This window comes from Streptomyces sp. NPDC014894, from assembly GCF_043080985.1.
Taxonomy (GTDB): domain Bacteria; phylum Actinomycetota; class Actinomycetes; order Streptomycetales; family Streptomycetaceae; genus Streptomyces.
Genome location: NZ_JBIBWD010000017.1, coordinates 84,453 through 100,281 on the forward strand (window position 1 = coordinate 84,453; position 15,829 = coordinate 100,281).

Sequence of the window (15,829 nt, forward strand, 5' to 3'; positions counted from 1 at the left end):
GGGACCGGGAGGCGGGTGCGCCGCCGCCCGGGGCTCAGACGGAGTCGGGGCCGCCGAGGAGCCGGGGGGCGGGGGCGCGTTCCAGCTCGTGGCGGAGGTCGTCGAGTTCGCTGCCGCCGGCCATCTGGCGGGTGAGTTCGTCGAGGGTGACCGAGTCCTTGGTGTGGCTGCCGGACATGGCTCCGCGCTTGAGGAGGACGAACCGGTCGCCGACCAGATAGGCGTGGTGGGGGTTGTGCGTGATCAGGACCACGCCGAGGCCCGCGTCACGGGCGGCCGCGACGTACTTGAGCACCACACCGGACTGTTTGACGCCGAGCGCGGCGGTGGGCTCGTCCAGGACGAGCACCTTGGCGCCGAAGTGCACGGCGCGGGCGATGGCGACGCACTGGCGCTCGCCGCCGGAGAGGGTGCCGATGGGCTGGTCGACGTCGCGGAGGTCGATGCCCATCCGGAGCAGCTCGGCCCGGGTCGTCTCGCGCATCAGCTGGACGTCGAGCCGTTTGAAGGGGCCGGCCCCCTTGGTCGGCTCGGAGCCGAGGAAGAAGTTCCGCCAGACCGGCATCAGCGGCACGACGGCCAGGTCCTGGTAGACCGTGGCGATGCCCCGGTCCAGGGCGGCCCGGGGGTTGGCCAGGCGGATCTGCTCGCCCTCGATGGAGAAGGAGCCGGCGTCGTGCTGGTGCAGCCCCGCGATGATCTTGATGAGGGTGGACTTGCCGGCGCCGTTGTCCCCGAGGACGCACGTGATCTCCCCGGCGTGGACCTCCAGCGACACCCCCTCCAGGGCCCGGATGTTGCCGTAGTGCTTGCTGACGTGGTCCAGCTCGATCAGAGCGGGTTCCGTCATCGTGTCGCCTCCGCACGCTTGCGGACCCATGCGTTCAGCAGGGTGGCCAGAAGGAGCATCGCCCCGAGGAAGAACTTGAACCAGTCCGGGTTCCACTCCGCGTACACGATGCCCTTGCTGGTCATGCCGAAGATGATCGCGCCGACCGCCGAACCGATCGCGGAGCCGTAGCCGCCGGTGATCAGACAGCCGCCGATGACGGCCGCGATGATGTAGATCAGCTCATTGCCGACGCCCTCGCCGGACTGCACCACGTCGAAGGAGAAGAGCAGGTGCTGGCCCGAGATCCAGGCGGCGAAGGCGACGCCCATGTAGAGGCCGATCTTCGTCTTGACGACCGGGACGCCGACCGCGCGGGCCGCGTCCGCGCCGCCGCCGACGGCGAAGATCCAGTTCCCGAACCGGGTGCGCAGCAGAATCCAGGTGGCCAGCGCGACGAGCCCCATCCACCACAGGATGGTCACCTTGACGGTGACGTCGCCGACGGCGAACTCGGAGGCGAAGAGCGCCTTGGCGGAGGCGAAGCCCTCCATGTCGGCGATGGACTTGGTGGAGACCGTGCCGCTGATCAGCTTGGTGAAGCCGAGATTGAGTCCGGTCAGCATCAGGAAGGTGCCGAGCGTGATGATGAAGCTGGGCAGCGCGGTACGGGTGAGCATCAGCCCGTTGAAGACTCCGATCGCCAGGGTGACCAGCAGGGAGACCAGCACCCCGACCCAGACGTTCGCCGTCATCTGGTAGCTGAACATCGAGGAGATCAGCGCGGAGCTGGTCACCAGGACGCCGGCCGAGAGGTCGAACTCGCCGCCGATCATCAGCATGGCGACCGGGACCGCCATGATCCCGATGGTGGAGGCCGCGTAGAGCACGGTGGAGAGGCTGGCGGCGCGCAGGAAGGAGTCCGCGACGACGGCGAAGAAGAGGAAGACGGCGACGGCTCCGACGACCGAGCCCAGCTCCGGTCTGCCCAGCAGCCCGCGCAGCGGGGAGGTGCGCAGCAGCCGCTCGTCGGCGGGGGGCGCGGCGGCGGTCATCGGGTGCCCCGCCTGGTGTAGTCCTCCAGCGCGGCGGCGTCGGTTTTGGTGATGATCTGGGGTCCGGTCAGCACGGGCCGGCCGCCGCCGAGGACGTCGGCGTTGTAGCGGTAGAGCCAGAGCAGGTCGACCGCCTCGTACCCCTGGAGGTAGGGCTGCTGGTCGACGGCGAAGCCGAGCGTGCCGCTCTTGAGGGCGCTCGCGACCTTGGCGTTGAGGTCGAAGGTGACGATCTCGGCCTTGCTGCCCGCGGACTCCTTGGCCTTGACGGCGGTGTCGGCGAAGGGCGCGCCCAGGGTGACGACGGCGTCGATGGAGCGGTCGGTCTGGAGCTTGGCCTCGATGGACGCCTGGACGTCGGGCATGTTGGTGCCGTCGACATAGAGGTTCCGCAGATCGCCGTCGAAGGTCTTCTTCGCTCCGGCGCAGCGCTGCTCGTGGCCGACGTTGCCCTGCTCGTGGAGGACGCAGACGGCCTTCTTCTTGCCCCGCGCGTTCAGCTCGTCGCCGACGGCCTCGCCCGCGACGGTCTCGTCCTGGCCGATGTGGGTGAGCGCGCCGTACGCCTTGGACTGCTCGGATCCCGAGTTGACGGTGACCACCGGGATGCCCGCGTCGACGGCCTTGCGGACGACGGCCTTCATGGCGTCCGGCTTGGCGAGGGTGACGATCAGCCCGTCGACCTTCTTGTCGATCGCGGTCTGGACGAGCTGGGCCTGCTGCTGGGCCTCGTCGTTCTTGGAGTAGATGAAGTTGATGTTGTCCTTGGCCGCGGCTTCCTCCGCGCCCTTCTGGACGATGTCCCAGAAGGTGTCGCCATCACCCGAGTGGGTGACCATGGCGAAAGTCCAGCGGGGGGTCGTCACCGCCGCCTTGCCTGCCGCGGCCTGGGCCTTGCGGGCGTCCTCGGCGCGCTTGCCGCCGGTGCTGCTGCATCCCGCGAGGGACGCTGCTCCGAGCACCACCGCCAGCAGCGCGCCGAGTGCGCGTACCCCTGTCCTTGCCCTTGCCACGACGCCGTGCCCTTCTTGCCGTACTGCTTCCCGGTGCGACCGGGGGGCGTTTTGTCGCGCCCCAGCCGCCCAAGTATGGGTCACGGCAGGTCGGAGGGTGGGCATCGGGTACGCCGGGTGGATCGCCCCGCGTCCCTCGCGGGCGGCCGGGAGGCCGGCGTCCGGGGCCGTACGGCGGGTCTCGGCGGCCCGCCCGGCGGCCCCGGCGGCCGTCGGGGAGCGGGGCGGGGCGGGGGTGCGGGCCGTGCGAGGAGGGGTGCGCATGGTGGATCCGCCTTCTCTCCCGTGCCGCCCGGTTGCGGCTGGGGAGGTTTTTACGGCGGCGGGGCGACGCCGTCAAGGCTTTGTCCGAACATTCTGACGCGAGGGCGGGCGGGCGTCGCCGGTACGAGGGGCGGGCGGGCGCTCCGGCGGGCCCGGCGCGCCCCGGGCCCAGGGGGCTCGGGGCTCGGGGCCCGGTCGGCGCCGACAAGACCTGCGGCTCGGGCGGCCCGGGCCGGTCAGGAGCGGACCAGGAGCTGGAACTCGAAGGAGTACCGCGAGGCGCGGTAGATGTGCGAGCCGTACTCGACGGCGCGTCCGGTGTCGTCGAAGGTGGTGCGCTCCATGGTCAGCACGGGTCCGCCCGGCTCCTCGGCGAGCAGCGGCGCCTCCTCCTCGCCGAGGGCGCGCGCGCCGACCGACTGGCGGGCGCTGTGGAGGGTGATTCCGGCGGCCCGCATCATCCGGTAGAGGCCGGTGGCCTCCAGCCCGTCCGTGTCGCAGTCGAGCAGCCCGGCGGGGAGGTGGTTGGTCAGCAGGGCCATCGGCTCGCCGTGGGCGTAGCGCAGCCGGTCGATCCGGCGGACCTCGCTGCGCTCGGCGATCCCGAGGGCGGCCGCGACCTGGGCGTTCGCCGCCTCGGAGGTGTTGCGCAGCACCTCGGTCGCGGGCCGCTGACCGGCCGCCTCCAGATCGTCGTAGAGGCTGCTCAGCTCCAGCGGCCGCTTGACCTTGCTGTGCACGACCTGGGTGCCCACGCCCCGGCGGCGCACCAGCAGCCCCTTGTCGACCAGGGACTGGATGGCCTGCCGCACGGTGGGGCGGGACAGCCCCACGCGCCGGGCCAGCTCTATCTCATTGCCGAGCAGACTGCCGGGGGTGAGGACACCTCTCTCGATGGCCGCTTCGAGCTGCTGGGCCAGCTGGAAGTAGAGCGGGACCGGACTGGTGCGGTCCACTCCGAGCTGGAGCGACAGGGACGGGTCCGTCACGTGTCTGGGCTGCTTGGGCACGGGGGCGAGCGTAGTCGCCGCCCCTGGGGACGGGAAGCCATGCGGTTCGGTTGTCAGGACATAGTCTTGACACGGCGGCGGGCCCGGCCCCATTTTGAGCCCATGCGCATCGGACTCATCGGAACGGGACGTATCGGCTCCTTCCACGCGGGCGTCCTGAGCCGCCACCGGGAGGTCGGTTCCCTGGTCGTGGCGGACACGGATCCGGCGAGGGCGACGGCGGTCGCGGAGCGCACGGGGGCCACGGCGGCCCCGAGCGCGCGCGAGATCTTCTCCTGGGGCGTGGACGCGGTGGTGATCGCCTCGGCGACCGCCTCGCACGCCGAGCTGATCGGCCGCGCGGCCCGGGCCGGTCTGCCGGCCTTCTGCGAGAAGCCCATGGCGGCGGATCTGCCGGGCACCCTCGCCGCGCTCGGCGAGGCGGAGTCGGCGGGGACCGCGCTCCAGCTGGGCTTCATGCGCCGTTTCGACGCCGGGTACGTCCGTGCCCGGGAGCTGCTGCGGACCGGGCGGCTGGGCCGGCTGCACACCGTACGGGCGATCACCTCGGACCCCGCGCCGCCGCCCGCCGCGTATCTGCCGCTCTCCGGCGGTCTGTTCCGGGACTGTCTGGTGCACGACTTCGACATGGTGCGCTGGGTGACCGGGCGGGAGGTCGTGGAGGTGTACGCGACCGGTTCGGACGCGGGCCCGGCGATGTTCCGCGCGGCGGGCGACGTGGACACGGCGGCGGCGGTGCTCACCCTGGACGACGGCACGCTGGCGACCGCGACCGCGACCCGGTGCAACGGCGCGGGGTACGACGTGCGGATGGAGCTGGCGGGCGAGCTGGACCAGATCGCGGTGGGATGGGACGACCGTACGCCGATCACCTCCACGGAGGCGCAGGGCCCGCCGCCCGCCGACAAGCCGTGGCCCGGCTTCCTGGAGCGGTTCGCGCCCGCCTACGAGGCCGAGCTGGACGCCTTCGTCCGGCTGGTGCTCGGCGAGGCGGAGAACCCGTGCGACGGGCGGGAGGCGCTGGCGGCGCTGCGGATCGCCGAGGCCTGCGAGCTGTCGAGGGCCGAGCGCCGGCCGGTGCGGATCGAGGAGATCCCGGGCGGCTGAGCCTCCCGGCCGGTGCGCGTCGCGGAGACCGCGGGCCCCTCCCGGCCGGGCCTCCCGGCCCGCGCGGGTCAGCCGTCCCCGTCGAGCAGCCCCGCGTCATGGACCAGGAGCGCTATCTGCACCCGGTTGTTCAGCCCCAGCTTGGCGAGGACGCGCGAGACATGGGTCTTGACGGTCGGCACGCTCATGTAGAGCGCCGCCGCGATCTCCGCGTTGGACTGGCCCCGGCCCACCGCGATCGCCACCTCGCGCTCCCGCTCGGCCAGCGTCTCCAGCCGCGCCGCCGCCGTCCGGCCGCGGACGTCCTGGGCGCGCTCCTGCTCCCGGCCCGCCACATGGGACATCAGCTGCCGGGTCACGGCGGGCGAGAGCACCGGATCGCCCGCCGCCACCCTCCGTACCGCCTCCACGATCTGGGCGGGCGGGGTGTCCTTCAGCACGAATCCGGCGGCCCCGGCGCGCAGCGCCTTCAGCACCTGCTCGTCGGCGTGGAAGGTGGTGAGCACCAGGACCTCGGGGGCGGCGGGTCTGCGGCGCAGCTCCTCGGTGGCGGTGAGCCCGTCCACCCGGGGCATTCTGATGTCCATCAGCACCACGTCGGGCGCGTGCCGGTCGATCAGCGACGGCACCTCGGAGCCGTCCGCCCCCTCCCCCACGATCTCCAGGTCGTCGGCCCCGCCGAGCATGAAGGAGAGGCCCGCCCGGACCAACGCGTCGTCGTCGACGACCAGCAACCGGATAGTCATGCCGCCCACGGTAGCCAGGCCCGCACCCGGAATCCGCCGTCACCCGTCCGGCCGTGCCGCAGGGCGCCCCCGGCGAGGGTGGCGCGTTCGGTGAGCCCGATCAGCCCCTGGCCGGATCCCGGCACCTCGCCGGGCTCGCCGACGGGCGGCGGATTGCCGACCTCCACGGTGACGCCGTCGCCCGGGCCGCCCCGGACGGCGACCGTGACCTCGGCGCCCGGCGCGTGTTTGCGGGCGTTGGTCAGGGCCTCCTGGGCGATGCGGTAGACGGTGCGCCCGATGGCGGCGGGGACGGCGGCCGGCTCCGGGATGCGGTTGTCGAGGACGACGCTCATCCCGGCCTCGCGGGACTCCTCGACGAGCGCGTCCAGGGTGGCGAGCGTCGGCTGCGGCCGGTCGCCCTCCCCCTCGCCGGGGGTGCGCAGCACCCCGATGATCTGGCGCAGGTCCTGGAGCGCCTCGTGCGCGCTGTCGCGGATCACTCCGGCGGCGCGGGCGACCTCGGCGGGCGGTGCGTCGGGCCGGAACTCCAGCGCGCCCGCGTGCACGCTCAGCAGGGTGAGCCGGTGGGCGAGCACATCGTGCATCTCCCGGGCGATGGCCTCCCGGGCCAGCCGCTGCGCCTGCTCCGCCCGGAGTTCGGCCTCGGCCTCGGCCCGGTGGGCGCGCTCGCGCAGAACGACGACGAGCTGCCGGCGGGCCCGTACGAGCATGCCCCAGCCCATCGCGAGCAGCACCATGACGATCCCGGCGACGATCGAGACGAGGAGTCCGCTGGTGGGGTCGGCGCGCAGCAGGGGCTGTACGAGGCTGGACGCCAGCGCCAGCGCGCCGATGAGGGCGACGGGGCGGAACGGCCGGTGCACCGCCACGCTGAACAGGCTGGCGACGAACGCCCCGCCGGCGACCGGCGAGAGCAGCCCGACGAACACCAGGGCCACGGCGAGGCGGACGGGCCAGCGCCGCCGCAGCCACAGGGCGCAGCAGGCCGCCGCGCCGAGCAGCTGGTCGAAGGCGACGAGCGCCTGGTTCTCGTTCATCTGATGGCTGGCCTCGGCTGCGGCCAGTCCCACGGCGGCCGCGCAGACGAAGAGCAGGGTGTCGATGACCCAGTCGCGCACGGTCCGCCGCGGCCTCGCGCCCCGGGGGCGGCCGGTCCCGCCGGACCCGGGGGGCGGCGGGTCGGCCGGCAGCTCCGGGTCGTGGGGGTCCGCCATGGCCGAGGGGAGCAGCCAGGGGTATTCCGTACGCGTCATGGGACCAACGTAAGCAGAGCGTCGGGTCCGGGTCCCGTCCGGCGGGGAAGCGGGTACCAAAGTCGCGGGACCGGAGACTTTCGGCCGCGCGGCCCATCCGGAGGACCGAAGCGGCGGGGGCGCGGCGGCTTCCAGGATCGGCGTATGAAGAAGATTCTCGAAGGCGTCGGCGCGCTGTTGGTGCTCGGGGGCGGGAGCGGGATCGTCCATGAACTGACGGGATGGTTCCATCTGCTGGGGTTCACCCGTTTCCTCACGGAGAACGTCGGTTTCCTGGACGACCGGGCGATTTTCACCAATATCGTGATCGCGGTGGTGGGCTTCGCGGTCCTGATGATCTCGGACCGGGTCGGGTAGACCGCCCGGGCGTCAGAGTTCGTACGTGCCGTACTCGGGGCGGCCGGCCCGCTCGTAGGTGTGGATGGCGACGCCGGATGCGGTGGTGCGGGAGTCGAGGAGGCGGAAGGCGGTGGGCTTCGCGCCCTCGGCGAAGAGCCGCAGGCCCTCGCCGACGACCACCGGGAAGACCAGCAGACGCAGGGTGTCGATCAGATCGCGCGCCAGGAGCGACTGGGCGAGCCGGCCGCTGCCGTGGATCTGGAGTTCGCCGTCCGTGCGCTCCTTGATCGCGGTGACCTCCTCGGTCAGGTCGCCGCCGATGACGGTGGTGTTGTGCCAGTCGGCGCGGGTGAGCGTGGTCGACGCCACGTACTTGGGGAGGGAGTTGAGCCGGGAGGCGATCAGATGGTCGGGGTCGGTCACCTTCGGCCAGTATCCGGCGAAGATCTCGTAGGTCCGCCGCCCCAGCAGAAACGCTCCGGCCCGTTCGAAGGCCTCGGTCACGAACCGGCCGAAGTCCTCGTCCCCGTAGGGAACGGACCAGCCGCCCTGGTCGAAGCCGTCGCTGCGGTCCTCGTCGCGGCCGCCGGGGGCCTGCATGACGCCGTCGAGGGTGAGGAAGGTGGTGAGGGCGAGCTGAGTCATGGGGGCCGCCTGCTTCCGTGGGACGAGTGTTTTCGCGGTCATCAGGGGTGACCCGGCCGGGGGCCGGAACTCATCGGCCGGGCGGTACGGGGTCCGCTCCGACCTCCCTGTCCGATTGCCGCCAGCATGACCGGACCGGGGCGGCTTTGCTTGGTTCCGCCGCCCCCGGCACGGCCTCGCGGGATCACCGCCCGGGCCGGGGCGGCGGGTGCGGAAGCACCCCGGGTGCAAGTCGTCCGGCCGCCTTCGGCCGCGCGGTCGGCCCGTGCGATCCGACCGATTCAGTCAAGGGGAGACATATGTCCAGGACAGCTCTGGTGACCGGTGGCAGCCGCGGTATCGGCGCGGCGGTCGCGCTCCGGCTCGCCCGGGAGGGGGCGGATGTGGCGATCACCTACGCGCGGGACGGGGAGGCCGCCCGGGACGTGGTGCGGAAGATCGAGGCGACCGGGCGGCGGGGCCTGGCGCTCCGCGCGGACGCGGCGGACGCGGCGGCCTGCGCCGAGGCCGTCGGACTCGCGGCCGAGGGCCTCGGGCGGCTGGACGTCCTGGTCAACAACGCGGGCGTCGGGGTGCTCGGCCCGCTCGACGGGCTGACGCTCGACGAGGTGGACCGGGTGCTCGCGGTGAACGTCCGGGGGGTGTTCCTCGCCTCGCAGGCGGCCGCGGGCCGGATGGAGCGCGGCGGCCGGATCGTCTCGATCGGCAGTTGCGTCACCCAGCGGGTGCCCGGCCCCGGCGCGACCCTCTACGCGATGAGCAAGTCGGCGCTGACCGGCCTCACGAAGGCGCTCGCCCGCGAGCTGGGCGAGCGGGGCATCACCGCGAACGTGGTCCACCCGGGCCCCGTGGACACCGCGATGAACCCGGCGGACGGCCCGCACGCCGACGCCCAGCGGGCGGGCACGGCGGTCGGCCGCTACGGCCGTCCGGAGGAGGTCGCGGCGATGGTGGCGTTCCTGGCGGGGGACGAGGCGGCGTATGTGACCGGCGCCGAGTTCTCGGTGGACGGGGGGCACGCGGCCTGAACCGGGGGCGGGGCCGGGCGGGCGGGGCCGGGCCGGGAGCGGCGGTCCGGGCGGCTCCTGTGGGCGGCCCCGGGATCCCGCCGGGGTCGGTACGCGGGAGCATCCGGCACGGATCCGGGCGCCGGGTGCGCCGGGGCGGCGTCCGGGAGGACGGGCCGCGGCGGCGCATCGCCCGGGGCGCGGTCCCCACGCGGCCCCGCGCCGGCATCCGGCGGCCGTACCCCGTGTGCCCGAACAGGTCCGGCACCGGACCCGCGCCCGGGTCATCGTCCCGGCGCGCCGGAGCGGGTCCTGACCGGGCGCTGCGGCACCGCACCGCCTGGGCCCGGGGGCCTCTCGTCGCCCGGCACCGCGGCACCGGACCCGAGAGGCCCGGGCCCCGGCGTCCGTTCAGCCGCCCAGTTCGCGGTGGCGGGCCGCGAGGCGGGACGCGCCGTCCGGGGTGAGTTCGCCGAAGAGGCGGAGGCGGGCGATACCCCCGTCCGGGTGAATGTCGATACGCGCCTCGCTCCCGGCCGCCGGCTCCGGCAGCCGGAAGCGGTGGAGGGTGTCCGGCTGCAGCCGGGTCCTCGGGAGGATCTCCGTCCACCGCGCGCCGGGGCCGTCCCGCAGCGAGACCGCCGCCCAGCCCGCGCTGTTCCCCACGAGATACGCGGTGTCGATCTCCACCGCCCGGACCCGGGCCCGCTCCGCCAGCCGGTAGCGGATCCAGTCGTGGCCCCGGTCCCGGCGGCGGCGGGTCTCCCAGCCGTCGTCCATCCGCCCCGGGCGGCCGGGCCCGATGGTGTGGACGGCGGGTGAGTAGAAGAGGTCGGACGCGTCCTCCACCCGGCCGCCGTTCTCCAGCGCGACCAGGTCGAAGACGCCCAGCGTCCCGAGCCACTCCGGGTCCGGCGCGACCTCCCCGTACACCCGCAGCCGGGCGACGCCCCCGTCCGGGTGCTGGTTGAGCCGGAGATGGGTGAAGCGGCGCTCGCGGCGGACGGTGAAGCGGTTCGCCGCGTGTCCGCCGACGGCGGTACGGGGGACCAGCGTCGTCCAGGTGACGCCGGGGCCCCGGAGTTCGGCCGGGGACGGCGTACCGGCCACCGAGGCGGCCTCCACCGAGACCGCCGCCGGATGGTTGCCGCGGAAGTGCGCGGTGTCGACCAGGACCGCGCGCACCACTCCGGGCGCGCCGAGCCGGATCAGCGCCCAGTCGTGGTCGTCGTCGGCCGGATGGGGCCGCTCGGCCGACTCCCCCCGCCGGCGGCGGGTCTCCCAGCCGTCCATGATCTTGCCCTTGGGGCCGAACCGGTCGGGGTGGAACTCGGCCCGCCCCGGCAGCAGCAGCCGCTCGCGATGGGCGAAGAACTCGTCGTTCGCGGCGATGACCGAGGCCCCGAGCCGCCGGTCGGCGAGGTCGGCCCAGTGCGGGGAGGGCGGTTCGCCGGCCGTGCGGTAGTCGGCGTACGGGTCGCCTCCGGCGTACGGCCGGGCGGCCCCCGTGAAGGCGGTGTCCGCGAGGCGGTCCGCGGCCGTGTCGGGGGGATGACCGGCGGGGGCCTCCGGCGGATGGTCCGCGGCGGAGTCCGTGATCGGCGGGCGGGACATGTCAGCCGTTCCTTTCGATCAGCCGTCCGGTCGGCGCGCCCGGCTCCCCGCCGACGGCGATCCGCTCGCCGCGCAGCCAGGTGGAGCGGACGACTCCGTACAGCGTTCTGCCCGCGTACGCGGTGACCGGGTTGCGGTGGTGGAGCCGGGCGGGGTCGACGGTGAAGGTCTCGTCGGGGGCGAGGACGGCGAAGTCGGCGTCGTACCCGACCGCGATCGCGCCCTTGTGCGTCAGTCCGGCGAGCCGGGCCGGGCCCCGGGACATCCAGCGGGCCACGTCGTCGAGGGAGTGACCGCGGCGGCGGGCCTCGGTCCAGATCACCGGCAGGCCCAGCTGGAGCGAGGAGACGCCGCCCCAGGCGGAGGCGAAGTCCGGGGTCTTGAGATCGGGGGTGCAGGGCGAGTGGTCGGAGACGACGCAGTCGATCGTGCCGTCGGCGAGACCCGCCCACAGCGCGTCCCGGTTGGCGGCCTCGCGGATCGGCGGACAGCACTTGAACTCGGTGGCGCCGTCGGGGACTTCCTCGGCGGTGAGGGCGAGGAAGTGCGGACAGGTCTCGACGGAGATCCGCACGCCGTCCGCCTTCGCCGCCGCGATCGCCGGGAGCGCGCCGCACGAGGAGAGATGGAGGATGTGCGCCCGCGAGCCGAACCGCCGGGCCAGCGCGATCACGCGCCCTATCGCGGAGTGCTCCGCCTCCCTCGGGCGGGAGGCGAGGAAGTCCGCGTACCGGCCGCTCGGCTGCTGGGGCGTCAGATGACCGGGCTCCTCCGCGTGGACGATCAGCAGTCCGCCGAATCCGGCGATCTCCGCCATCGAGCGCGCCAGGTCGTCCGGGCCGAGCGCGGGGAACTCCTCGACCCCGGACGGCGACAGGAAGCATTTGAAGCCAAAGACCCCGGCCTCGTGCAGCGCGCGCAGCTCGGCGGCGTTGTCCGGCACCGCGCCGCCCCAGAATCCGGTGTCGATGTGCGCCTCGGGGCGCGCCGCCGACCGTTTGGTCCGCAGCGCGGCGACGGTGGTGGTCGGCGGGAGGGAGTTGAGGGGCATGTCGACGAGGGTGGTGACGCCGCCCGCCGCCGCGGCCCGGGTGGCGCTCCAGAAGCCCTCCCAGGCGGTGCGGCCCGGGGCGTTGACATGGACGTGCGTGTCGACCAGACCGGGGAGTACGACATCGTCGCCGACGTCCTCGACCCGGACGCCGGGCCCGTCCCCGTCACCGGAGCCGTACGGGAGCACCGCCGCGATGCGGCCGTCCGTGACGGCGACCGAGGCCGGACGGGTCCCTTCCGGGGTGACCACCCGGGTGGAGCGCAGCACCAGACGCGCATCGCCTTCGGCCACCCGTTCTCCTTCCGCGCACATCTGAGCGAAATTCAACGAACTGTTGAAGGAGTCTTCACCCGGGCGGGCCGCCCGTCAAGAAGGCGGGGGCTCCCCGGCGGGTGCGCGACGCCCGAACCCGCGCGACGCCCGAACCCGCGCGACGCCCGAACCCGTACCGCCCGAGACCGAGAAGGCACATGCCCGAGCCGCACATGCCCGTACCGGTCGAACCCGCGCCGCGCGTCCCGTACCGCATGTCCCGTACCGCATGTCCTGTATTGGTCGAACCCGCGCCGTGCGAGGCCCGACGGAAGCCCGCACGAGGTCCGGCCGAGGTCCGGCCGAGGTCCGGCCGGCGCGCGCACCACGCCCGCCCGCCGCCGTCGCGACGCCCGCCCTCGCGGCGCCCGGCCAGGAGGGGCGGCCCTGAGCCCCGCGGGGAGGGCGGCCCGGCACTCGGCCGAACCCCCCGCCCAACACCCCCCGGCGACCGCCCGATGCCGTCTGACCGGCGTCGATACCCGGCCGGGAGCGCGAGGGGCCGGACGTCCGCCCGGTAGGCTGCTCCCTTGTCCGCCAGCATGAAAGGACCGCCACTCGTGCCGACGTCCAGCGCCAGCGCATCCGACGCCGCCAAGTCCGCCAGCAGCGGCGGCGTGCAGTCGCTGGAGCGCGCCTTCGATCTGCTCGAAAGAATGGCCGACGCGGGCGGCGAGGTCGGGCTGAGCGAACTCTCCGCGAGCAGCGGACTTCCGCTGCCGACCATCCACCGGCTGATGCGCACCCTGGTGGCCTGCGGTTACGTCCGCCAGCAGCCCAACCGGCGCTATGCGCTGGGCCCTCGGCTGATCCGGCTCGGCGAGTCGGCGTCCCGGCTGCTCGGCACCTGGGCGCGCCCCCATCTCGCCCGGCTGGTCGAGGAGACCGGCGAGACGGCGAACATGGCGCTGCTCGACGGCGACGAGATCGTGTATGTGGCCCAGGTGCCGTCCAAGCACTCCATGCGGATGTTCACCGAGGTCGGGCGGCGGGTGCTGCCCCACTCCACGGGAGTCGGCAAGGCGCTGCTCGCGGGCTCGGCCCCGGACGACGTACGGGCGCTGCTGCGCAGGACCGGGATGCCCGCCGCGACCGATCGGACGATCACCACGCCCGAGGCGTTCCTCCAGGCGCTGGAGCTGGTGCGCCACCACGGGTACGCGGTGGACGACAACGAGCAGGAGATCGGGGTGCGCTGCCTCGCCGTGCCGGTGCCCGACTCGCCGACGGCGGCGGCGATCTCCATCTCCGGCCCGGCGGGCCGGGTGACGGACGCGGCCACGGTGCGGATCGTGCCGCTGCTCCAGGAGGTCGCCCGGGAGCTGTCCCGGACGCTGACCAGCGCGGGCAGCGGTACGTCCCCCGGCTGAGGAGCCGGGGGACGTACCCGGGCGCGGCGCTCTGCGCAGCCGGCCGGGGGACGGTCGGGGTACCGGAGCCGGGGCCCCGGCGGACCCGCGCGCTCAGCCGGCCTCGGCGGCCGCCTCGTCGATCAGGTCGGAGATGTCCTTGGGGTGCGAGGCCAGCGACGCGTGACTGGCGGCGAGTTCGATGGTCTTGCGCGGGGACATCCGCGCCGCCATCTTCCGCTCGTTGTCCGGGTGGATCATGCGGTCGTCGGTCGACACCTGGTACCAGGTGGGCTTCTTCCGCCAGGCCGGGGCGGTGACGTTGTCGCCGAAGGTGGAGGCGAGCGGGGCCTTCTGGGTGACGGCCATGACGAACGCCTCGTCCTCGTTCAGATCCTGGCCGAAGCTCCAGTGGTACTTGTCCTGCTTGATCCACAGATAGCCGTCGGAGTCGGGCGCGAGATTCTCGAACGCCGCCGGCGGAAGCTCCTGGCTGATCTGCCCCGGGCTCTCCCCGGCGTCCGGCGCGAAGGCCGCGACGAAGACCAGTCCGACGACATTGGGCAGGTCGCCGGCCTCGGTGATGACCGCGCCGCCGTAGGAGTGCCCCACGAGCACGACGGGACCGTCGATCTGCTTGACCATCTTGCGGGTGCGTTCGGCGTCCTCGGCGAGCGAGGTCAGCGGGTTCTCCACCGCGTGCAGAGAGCCGTATCCACGGCTCCTCAGCTCCGTGATGACCTTCCCCCAGTGGGCCGCGCCTCCCCAGAACCCGTGGACCAGAACGACTGCGGGCTTGTCGGCCATATGAGCTTCCCTTGGTTCTCGACGGTCGTTTTGACGCTTTCCTCCCCACGCTAAAACGACCGTCCGGGAGCTGCCACCGCTGCCGCCCCCACGGGGACGACCTGGGCGGAAGCGCCGACGACTACCCCGGCGGCCGCATCGGCGGCCGCGCGGGCCCCTCGCCGAAGAGGTCCACCGCCTGCCGCACCTGCATCAGCGCGGCCCCGAGCGCGCTGACCGACCCGATCGCCCCCGCGATCAGCAGCAGCGAGCGCCGCATCCGCGCGACCTCGGGCTGCCCGCCGGTCACCATCGCCGCGAGCGCGGCCAACTCGTCCTCCGCGATGCCCCGGTCGGGAAACTTTCCCGGGTGTCCGGCCAGTTCGCGCCGCAGCCGGGAGACCGCCGCGGCCAGCGCCGCCGCCCTCGGGTCCTTCCCGCTCCCTGTCACCGGCGTCTGCCCCACGCTCCGCAACAAAGCTCTCCCCCTCGCACCCCCTGGAACCGGTCCCCACGACCGTCAGTCGACGGTCAACCACCCAGAGTTGCGGGCAAGTTAACGCCATTACGTGCGGTACGCGCCACTCCGCGGACGGAATTCACGTCCGACGGCCCCGGCGCGCGACGGCCGCCGGGCGGGGCGCGTCCGCGGGCCGTCGGACAGAGTGTCTCCATGACCTCCCCTTCCCAACCCCCGATCGTCGCGGGACTTCTGCTGGCCGCGGGCGGCGGGCGGCGGCTCGGCGGCCGTCCGAAGGCCCTGCTGCGCCACCGCGGCGCGCCGCTGGCGGAGCACGCCGTACGGGCCCTGCGCGAGGGCGGCTGTGATCCGGTGTACGCGGTCCTGGGCGCGGCGGCCGGCCGGGTCCGGGCGGAGGCGGATCTCACCGGCTGCGTCCTGGTCGAGAACCGGGGGTGGGAGGAGGGCATGGGCTCCTCCCTGCGCGCCGGGCTGGCCGCTCTCGCCGGGACGGCGGCCGACGCCGTGCTGGTCTGTCTGGTGGACCAGCCGGGCGTGGGGGCGGCGGCGGTCGCCCGGGTCCGTGCCGCGTACCGCTCGCGCGGGACGCTGGCGGCGGCCTCGTACGGCGGCGGGCGCGGGCATCCCGTACTGCTGGGCGCGGAGCACTGGCGGGCTGCGGCGGAGGGCGCGGTGGGCGATCTGGGGGCCCGCGCGCTGCTGCGGGAGCGGGCGTCCTCGCTCGTGCTGGTGGAGTGCGGGGACGTCGCCGAGGCTCATGACATCGACACGGCGGCGGATCTGCGCCTTCTGGAGTAGTCCGGCGGAGCGCTTTCCGGCCGTGGAGCGCCTTGTTCTTCCACCATGAGGAAACTAACATCCATCGATCAGTGGTTCCCCTCGGTCCGCCCCGCCGCCCGCCGGGCCCCGACTTCCGCCCGCCCGGCACCGTCCACCGCGTCCACCGCGTCCACCGCGTCCAC

16 protein-coding genes are annotated in these 15,829 nt (G+C 73.8%); 5 read left to right on the forward strand and 11 right to left on the reverse strand.

Annotation, left to right across the window (positions count from 1 at the left end; all coding sequences use genetic code 11):
- Positions 1-34: 34 nt before the first annotated feature.
- The 4 genes from ACF089_RS30865 to ACF089_RS30880 all read right to left on the reverse strand — a co-directional run bounded on the left by ACF089_RS30865 (position 35) and on the right by ACF089_RS30880 (position 4,171).
- A complete protein-coding gene (locus ACF089_RS30865) occupies positions 35-850 on the reverse strand; it encodes an ATP-binding cassette domain-containing protein (protein WP_392033763.1) in 816 nt (271 codons plus the stop codon).
- Positions 847-1,884, reverse strand: coding sequence for an ABC transporter permease (locus tag ACF089_RS30870; protein ID WP_392033765.1), 1,038 nt, complete (start codon positions 1,882-1,884; stop codon positions 847-849). Before ACF089_RS30870 ends, ACF089_RS30865 begins: the two co-directional genes overlap by 4 nt.
- A complete protein-coding gene (locus tag ACF089_RS30875) occupies positions 1,881-2,897 on the reverse strand; it encodes a sugar ABC transporter substrate-binding protein (RefSeq protein WP_392033768.1) in 1,017 nt (338 codons plus the stop codon). Before ACF089_RS30875 ends, ACF089_RS30870 begins: the two co-directional genes overlap by 4 nt.
- A 500-nt stretch (positions 2,898-3,397) precedes the next feature.
- Positions 3,398-4,171, reverse strand: coding sequence for a GntR family transcriptional regulator (locus tag ACF089_RS30880; RefSeq protein WP_392033771.1), 774 nt, complete (start codon positions 4,169-4,171; stop codon positions 3,398-3,400).
- A gap of 102 nt (positions 4,172-4,273) precedes the next feature.
- On the opposite strand from ACF089_RS30880, the gene ACF089_RS30885 reads away from it, so the two are divergent.
- On the forward strand, positions 4,274-5,278 hold the full coding sequence (locus tag ACF089_RS30885) for a Gfo/Idh/MocA family oxidoreductase (protein WP_392033773.1): 1,005 nt from the start codon (positions 4,274-4,276) through the stop codon (positions 5,276-5,278).
- A 68-nt stretch (positions 5,279-5,346) separates the two neighbouring features.
- Here the strand turns inward: ACF089_RS30885 and ACF089_RS30890 are convergent, their stop codons facing one another.
- Both ACF089_RS30890 and ACF089_RS30895 read right to left on the reverse strand, forming a co-directional pair.
- Positions 5,347-6,024: a response regulator gene (locus ACF089_RS30890; protein ID WP_392033776.1), complete on the reverse strand. Its 678-nt coding sequence runs from the start codon at positions 6,022-6,024 to the stop codon at positions 5,347-5,349.
- The gene (locus tag ACF089_RS30895) at positions 6,021-7,280 is read right to left on the reverse strand and encodes a sensor histidine kinase (protein WP_392033779.1); all 1,260 of its coding nucleotides are present in this window, start codon (positions 7,278-7,280) and stop codon (positions 6,021-6,023) included. The genes ACF089_RS30890 and ACF089_RS30895 overlap by 4 nt, the downstream gene beginning before the upstream one ends.
- A gap of 144 nt (positions 7,281-7,424) precedes the next feature.
- On the opposite strand from ACF089_RS30895, the gene ACF089_RS30900 reads away from it, so the two are divergent.
- Positions 7,425-7,637, forward strand: coding sequence for a hypothetical protein (locus tag ACF089_RS30900; RefSeq protein ID WP_392033781.1), 213 nt, complete (start codon positions 7,425-7,427; stop codon positions 7,635-7,637).
- A 12-nt stretch (positions 7,638-7,649) separates the two neighbouring features.
- Here ACF089_RS30900 and ACF089_RS30905 read toward each other — a convergent pair whose 3' ends face one another.
- Positions 7,650-8,264, reverse strand: a complete 615-nt coding sequence (locus ACF089_RS30905) for a dihydrofolate reductase family protein (protein ID WP_392033784.1) — start codon at positions 8,262-8,264, stop codon at positions 7,650-7,652.
- Between the two features lie 299 nt (positions 8,265-8,563).
- Here ACF089_RS30905 and ACF089_RS30910 point away from each other — a divergent pair, with 299 nt between their 5' ends.
- Complete coding sequence (locus ACF089_RS30910) at positions 8,564-9,292, forward strand: SDR family oxidoreductase (RefSeq protein ID WP_392033786.1); 729 nt, start codon at positions 8,564-8,566, stop codon at positions 9,290-9,292.
- A gap of 390 nt (positions 9,293-9,682) precedes the next feature.
- On the opposite strand, the gene alc is transcribed toward ACF089_RS30910, so the two are convergent.
- Positions 9,683-10,885 carry an allantoicase gene (gene alc / locus ACF089_RS30915; protein WP_392033789.1) on the reverse strand — a complete coding sequence of 401 codons (1,203 nt, stop codon included), beginning with the start codon at positions 10,883-10,885 and terminating at the stop codon, positions 9,683-9,685.
- Position 10,886: 1 nt separating this feature from the next.
- Positions 10,887-12,251, reverse strand: coding sequence for an allantoinase AllB (allB, locus tag ACF089_RS30920; protein ID WP_392033792.1), 1,365 nt, complete (start codon positions 12,249-12,251; stop codon positions 10,887-10,889).
- Positions 12,252-12,811: 560 nt separating this feature from the next.
- Between allB and ACF089_RS30925 the strand changes: the two genes are divergently transcribed.
- Complete coding sequence (locus ACF089_RS30925; protein ID WP_392033795.1) at positions 12,812-13,621, forward strand: IclR family transcriptional regulator; 810 nt, start codon at positions 12,812-12,814, stop codon at positions 13,619-13,621.
- A gap of 93 nt (positions 13,622-13,714) precedes the next feature.
- On the opposite strand, the gene ACF089_RS30930 is transcribed toward ACF089_RS30925, so the two are convergent.
- Both ACF089_RS30930 and ACF089_RS30935 read right to left on the reverse strand, forming a co-directional pair.
- Positions 13,715-14,407, reverse strand: a complete 693-nt coding sequence (locus tag ACF089_RS30930) for an alpha/beta hydrolase (RefSeq protein ID WP_392033797.1) — start codon at positions 14,405-14,407, stop codon at positions 13,715-13,717.
- 121 nt (positions 14,408-14,528) lie between these two features.
- A complete protein-coding gene (locus ACF089_RS30935) occupies positions 14,529-14,864 on the reverse strand; it encodes a DUF5955 family protein (protein WP_392033800.1) in 336 nt (111 codons plus the stop codon).
- A 195-nt stretch (positions 14,865-15,059) separates the two neighbouring features.
- On the opposite strand from ACF089_RS30935, the gene ACF089_RS30940 reads away from it, so the two are divergent.
- Positions 15,060-15,665, forward strand: coding sequence for an NTP transferase domain-containing protein (locus ACF089_RS30940; RefSeq protein ID WP_392033803.1), 606 nt, complete (start codon positions 15,060-15,062; stop codon positions 15,663-15,665).
- Positions 15,666-15,829 lie beyond the last annotated feature (164 nt).

What these genes read in the sequence shown, in the direction of transcription:
- ACF089_RS30905 (WP_392033784.1), bottom strand. Translation starts at nt 8,264, where the DNA reads ATGACTCAGCTCGCCCTCACCACCTTCCTCACCCTCGACGGCGTCATG.
- ACF089_RS30870 (WP_392033765.1), bottom strand. Translation starts at nt 1,884, where the DNA reads ATGACCGCCGCCGCGCCCCCCGCCGACGAGCGGCTGCTGCGCACCTCC.
- ACF089_RS30910 (WP_392033786.1), top strand. Translation starts at nt 8,564, where the DNA reads ATGTCCAGGACAGCTCTGGTGACCGGTGGCAGCCGCGGTATCGGCGCG.
- ACF089_RS30940 (WP_392033803.1), top strand. Translation starts at nt 15,060, where the DNA reads ATGACCTCCCCTTCCCAACCCCCGATCGTCGCGGGACTTCTGCTGGCC.
- allB (WP_392033792.1), bottom strand. Translation starts at nt 12,251, where the DNA reads ATGTGCGCGGAAGGAGAACGGGTGGCCGAAGGCGATGCGCGTCTGGTG.
- ACF089_RS30930 (WP_392033797.1), bottom strand. Translation starts at nt 14,407, where the DNA reads ATGGCCGACAAGCCCGCAGTCGTTCTGGTCCACGGGTTCTGGGGAGGC.
- ACF089_RS30885 (WP_392033773.1), top strand. Translation starts at nt 4,274, where the DNA reads ATGCGCATCGGACTCATCGGAACGGGACGTATCGGCTCCTTCCACGCG.
- ACF089_RS30900 (WP_392033781.1), top strand. Translation starts at nt 7,425, where the DNA reads ATGAAGAAGATTCTCGAAGGCGTCGGCGCGCTGTTGGTGCTCGGGGGC.
- ACF089_RS30890 (WP_392033776.1), bottom strand. Translation starts at nt 6,024, where the DNA reads ATGACTATCCGGTTGCTGGTCGTCGACGACGACGCGTTGGTCCGGGCG.
- ACF089_RS30865 (WP_392033763.1), bottom strand. Translation starts at nt 850, where the DNA reads ATGACGGAACCCGCTCTGATCGAGCTGGACCACGTCAGCAAGCACTAC.
- alc (WP_392033789.1), bottom strand. Translation starts at nt 10,885, where the DNA reads ATGTCCCGCCCGCCGATCACGGACTCCGCCGCGGACCATCCGCCGGAG.
- ACF089_RS30895 (WP_392033779.1), bottom strand. Translation starts at nt 7,280, where the DNA reads ATGACGCGTACGGAATACCCCTGGCTGCTCCCCTCGGCCATGGCGGAC.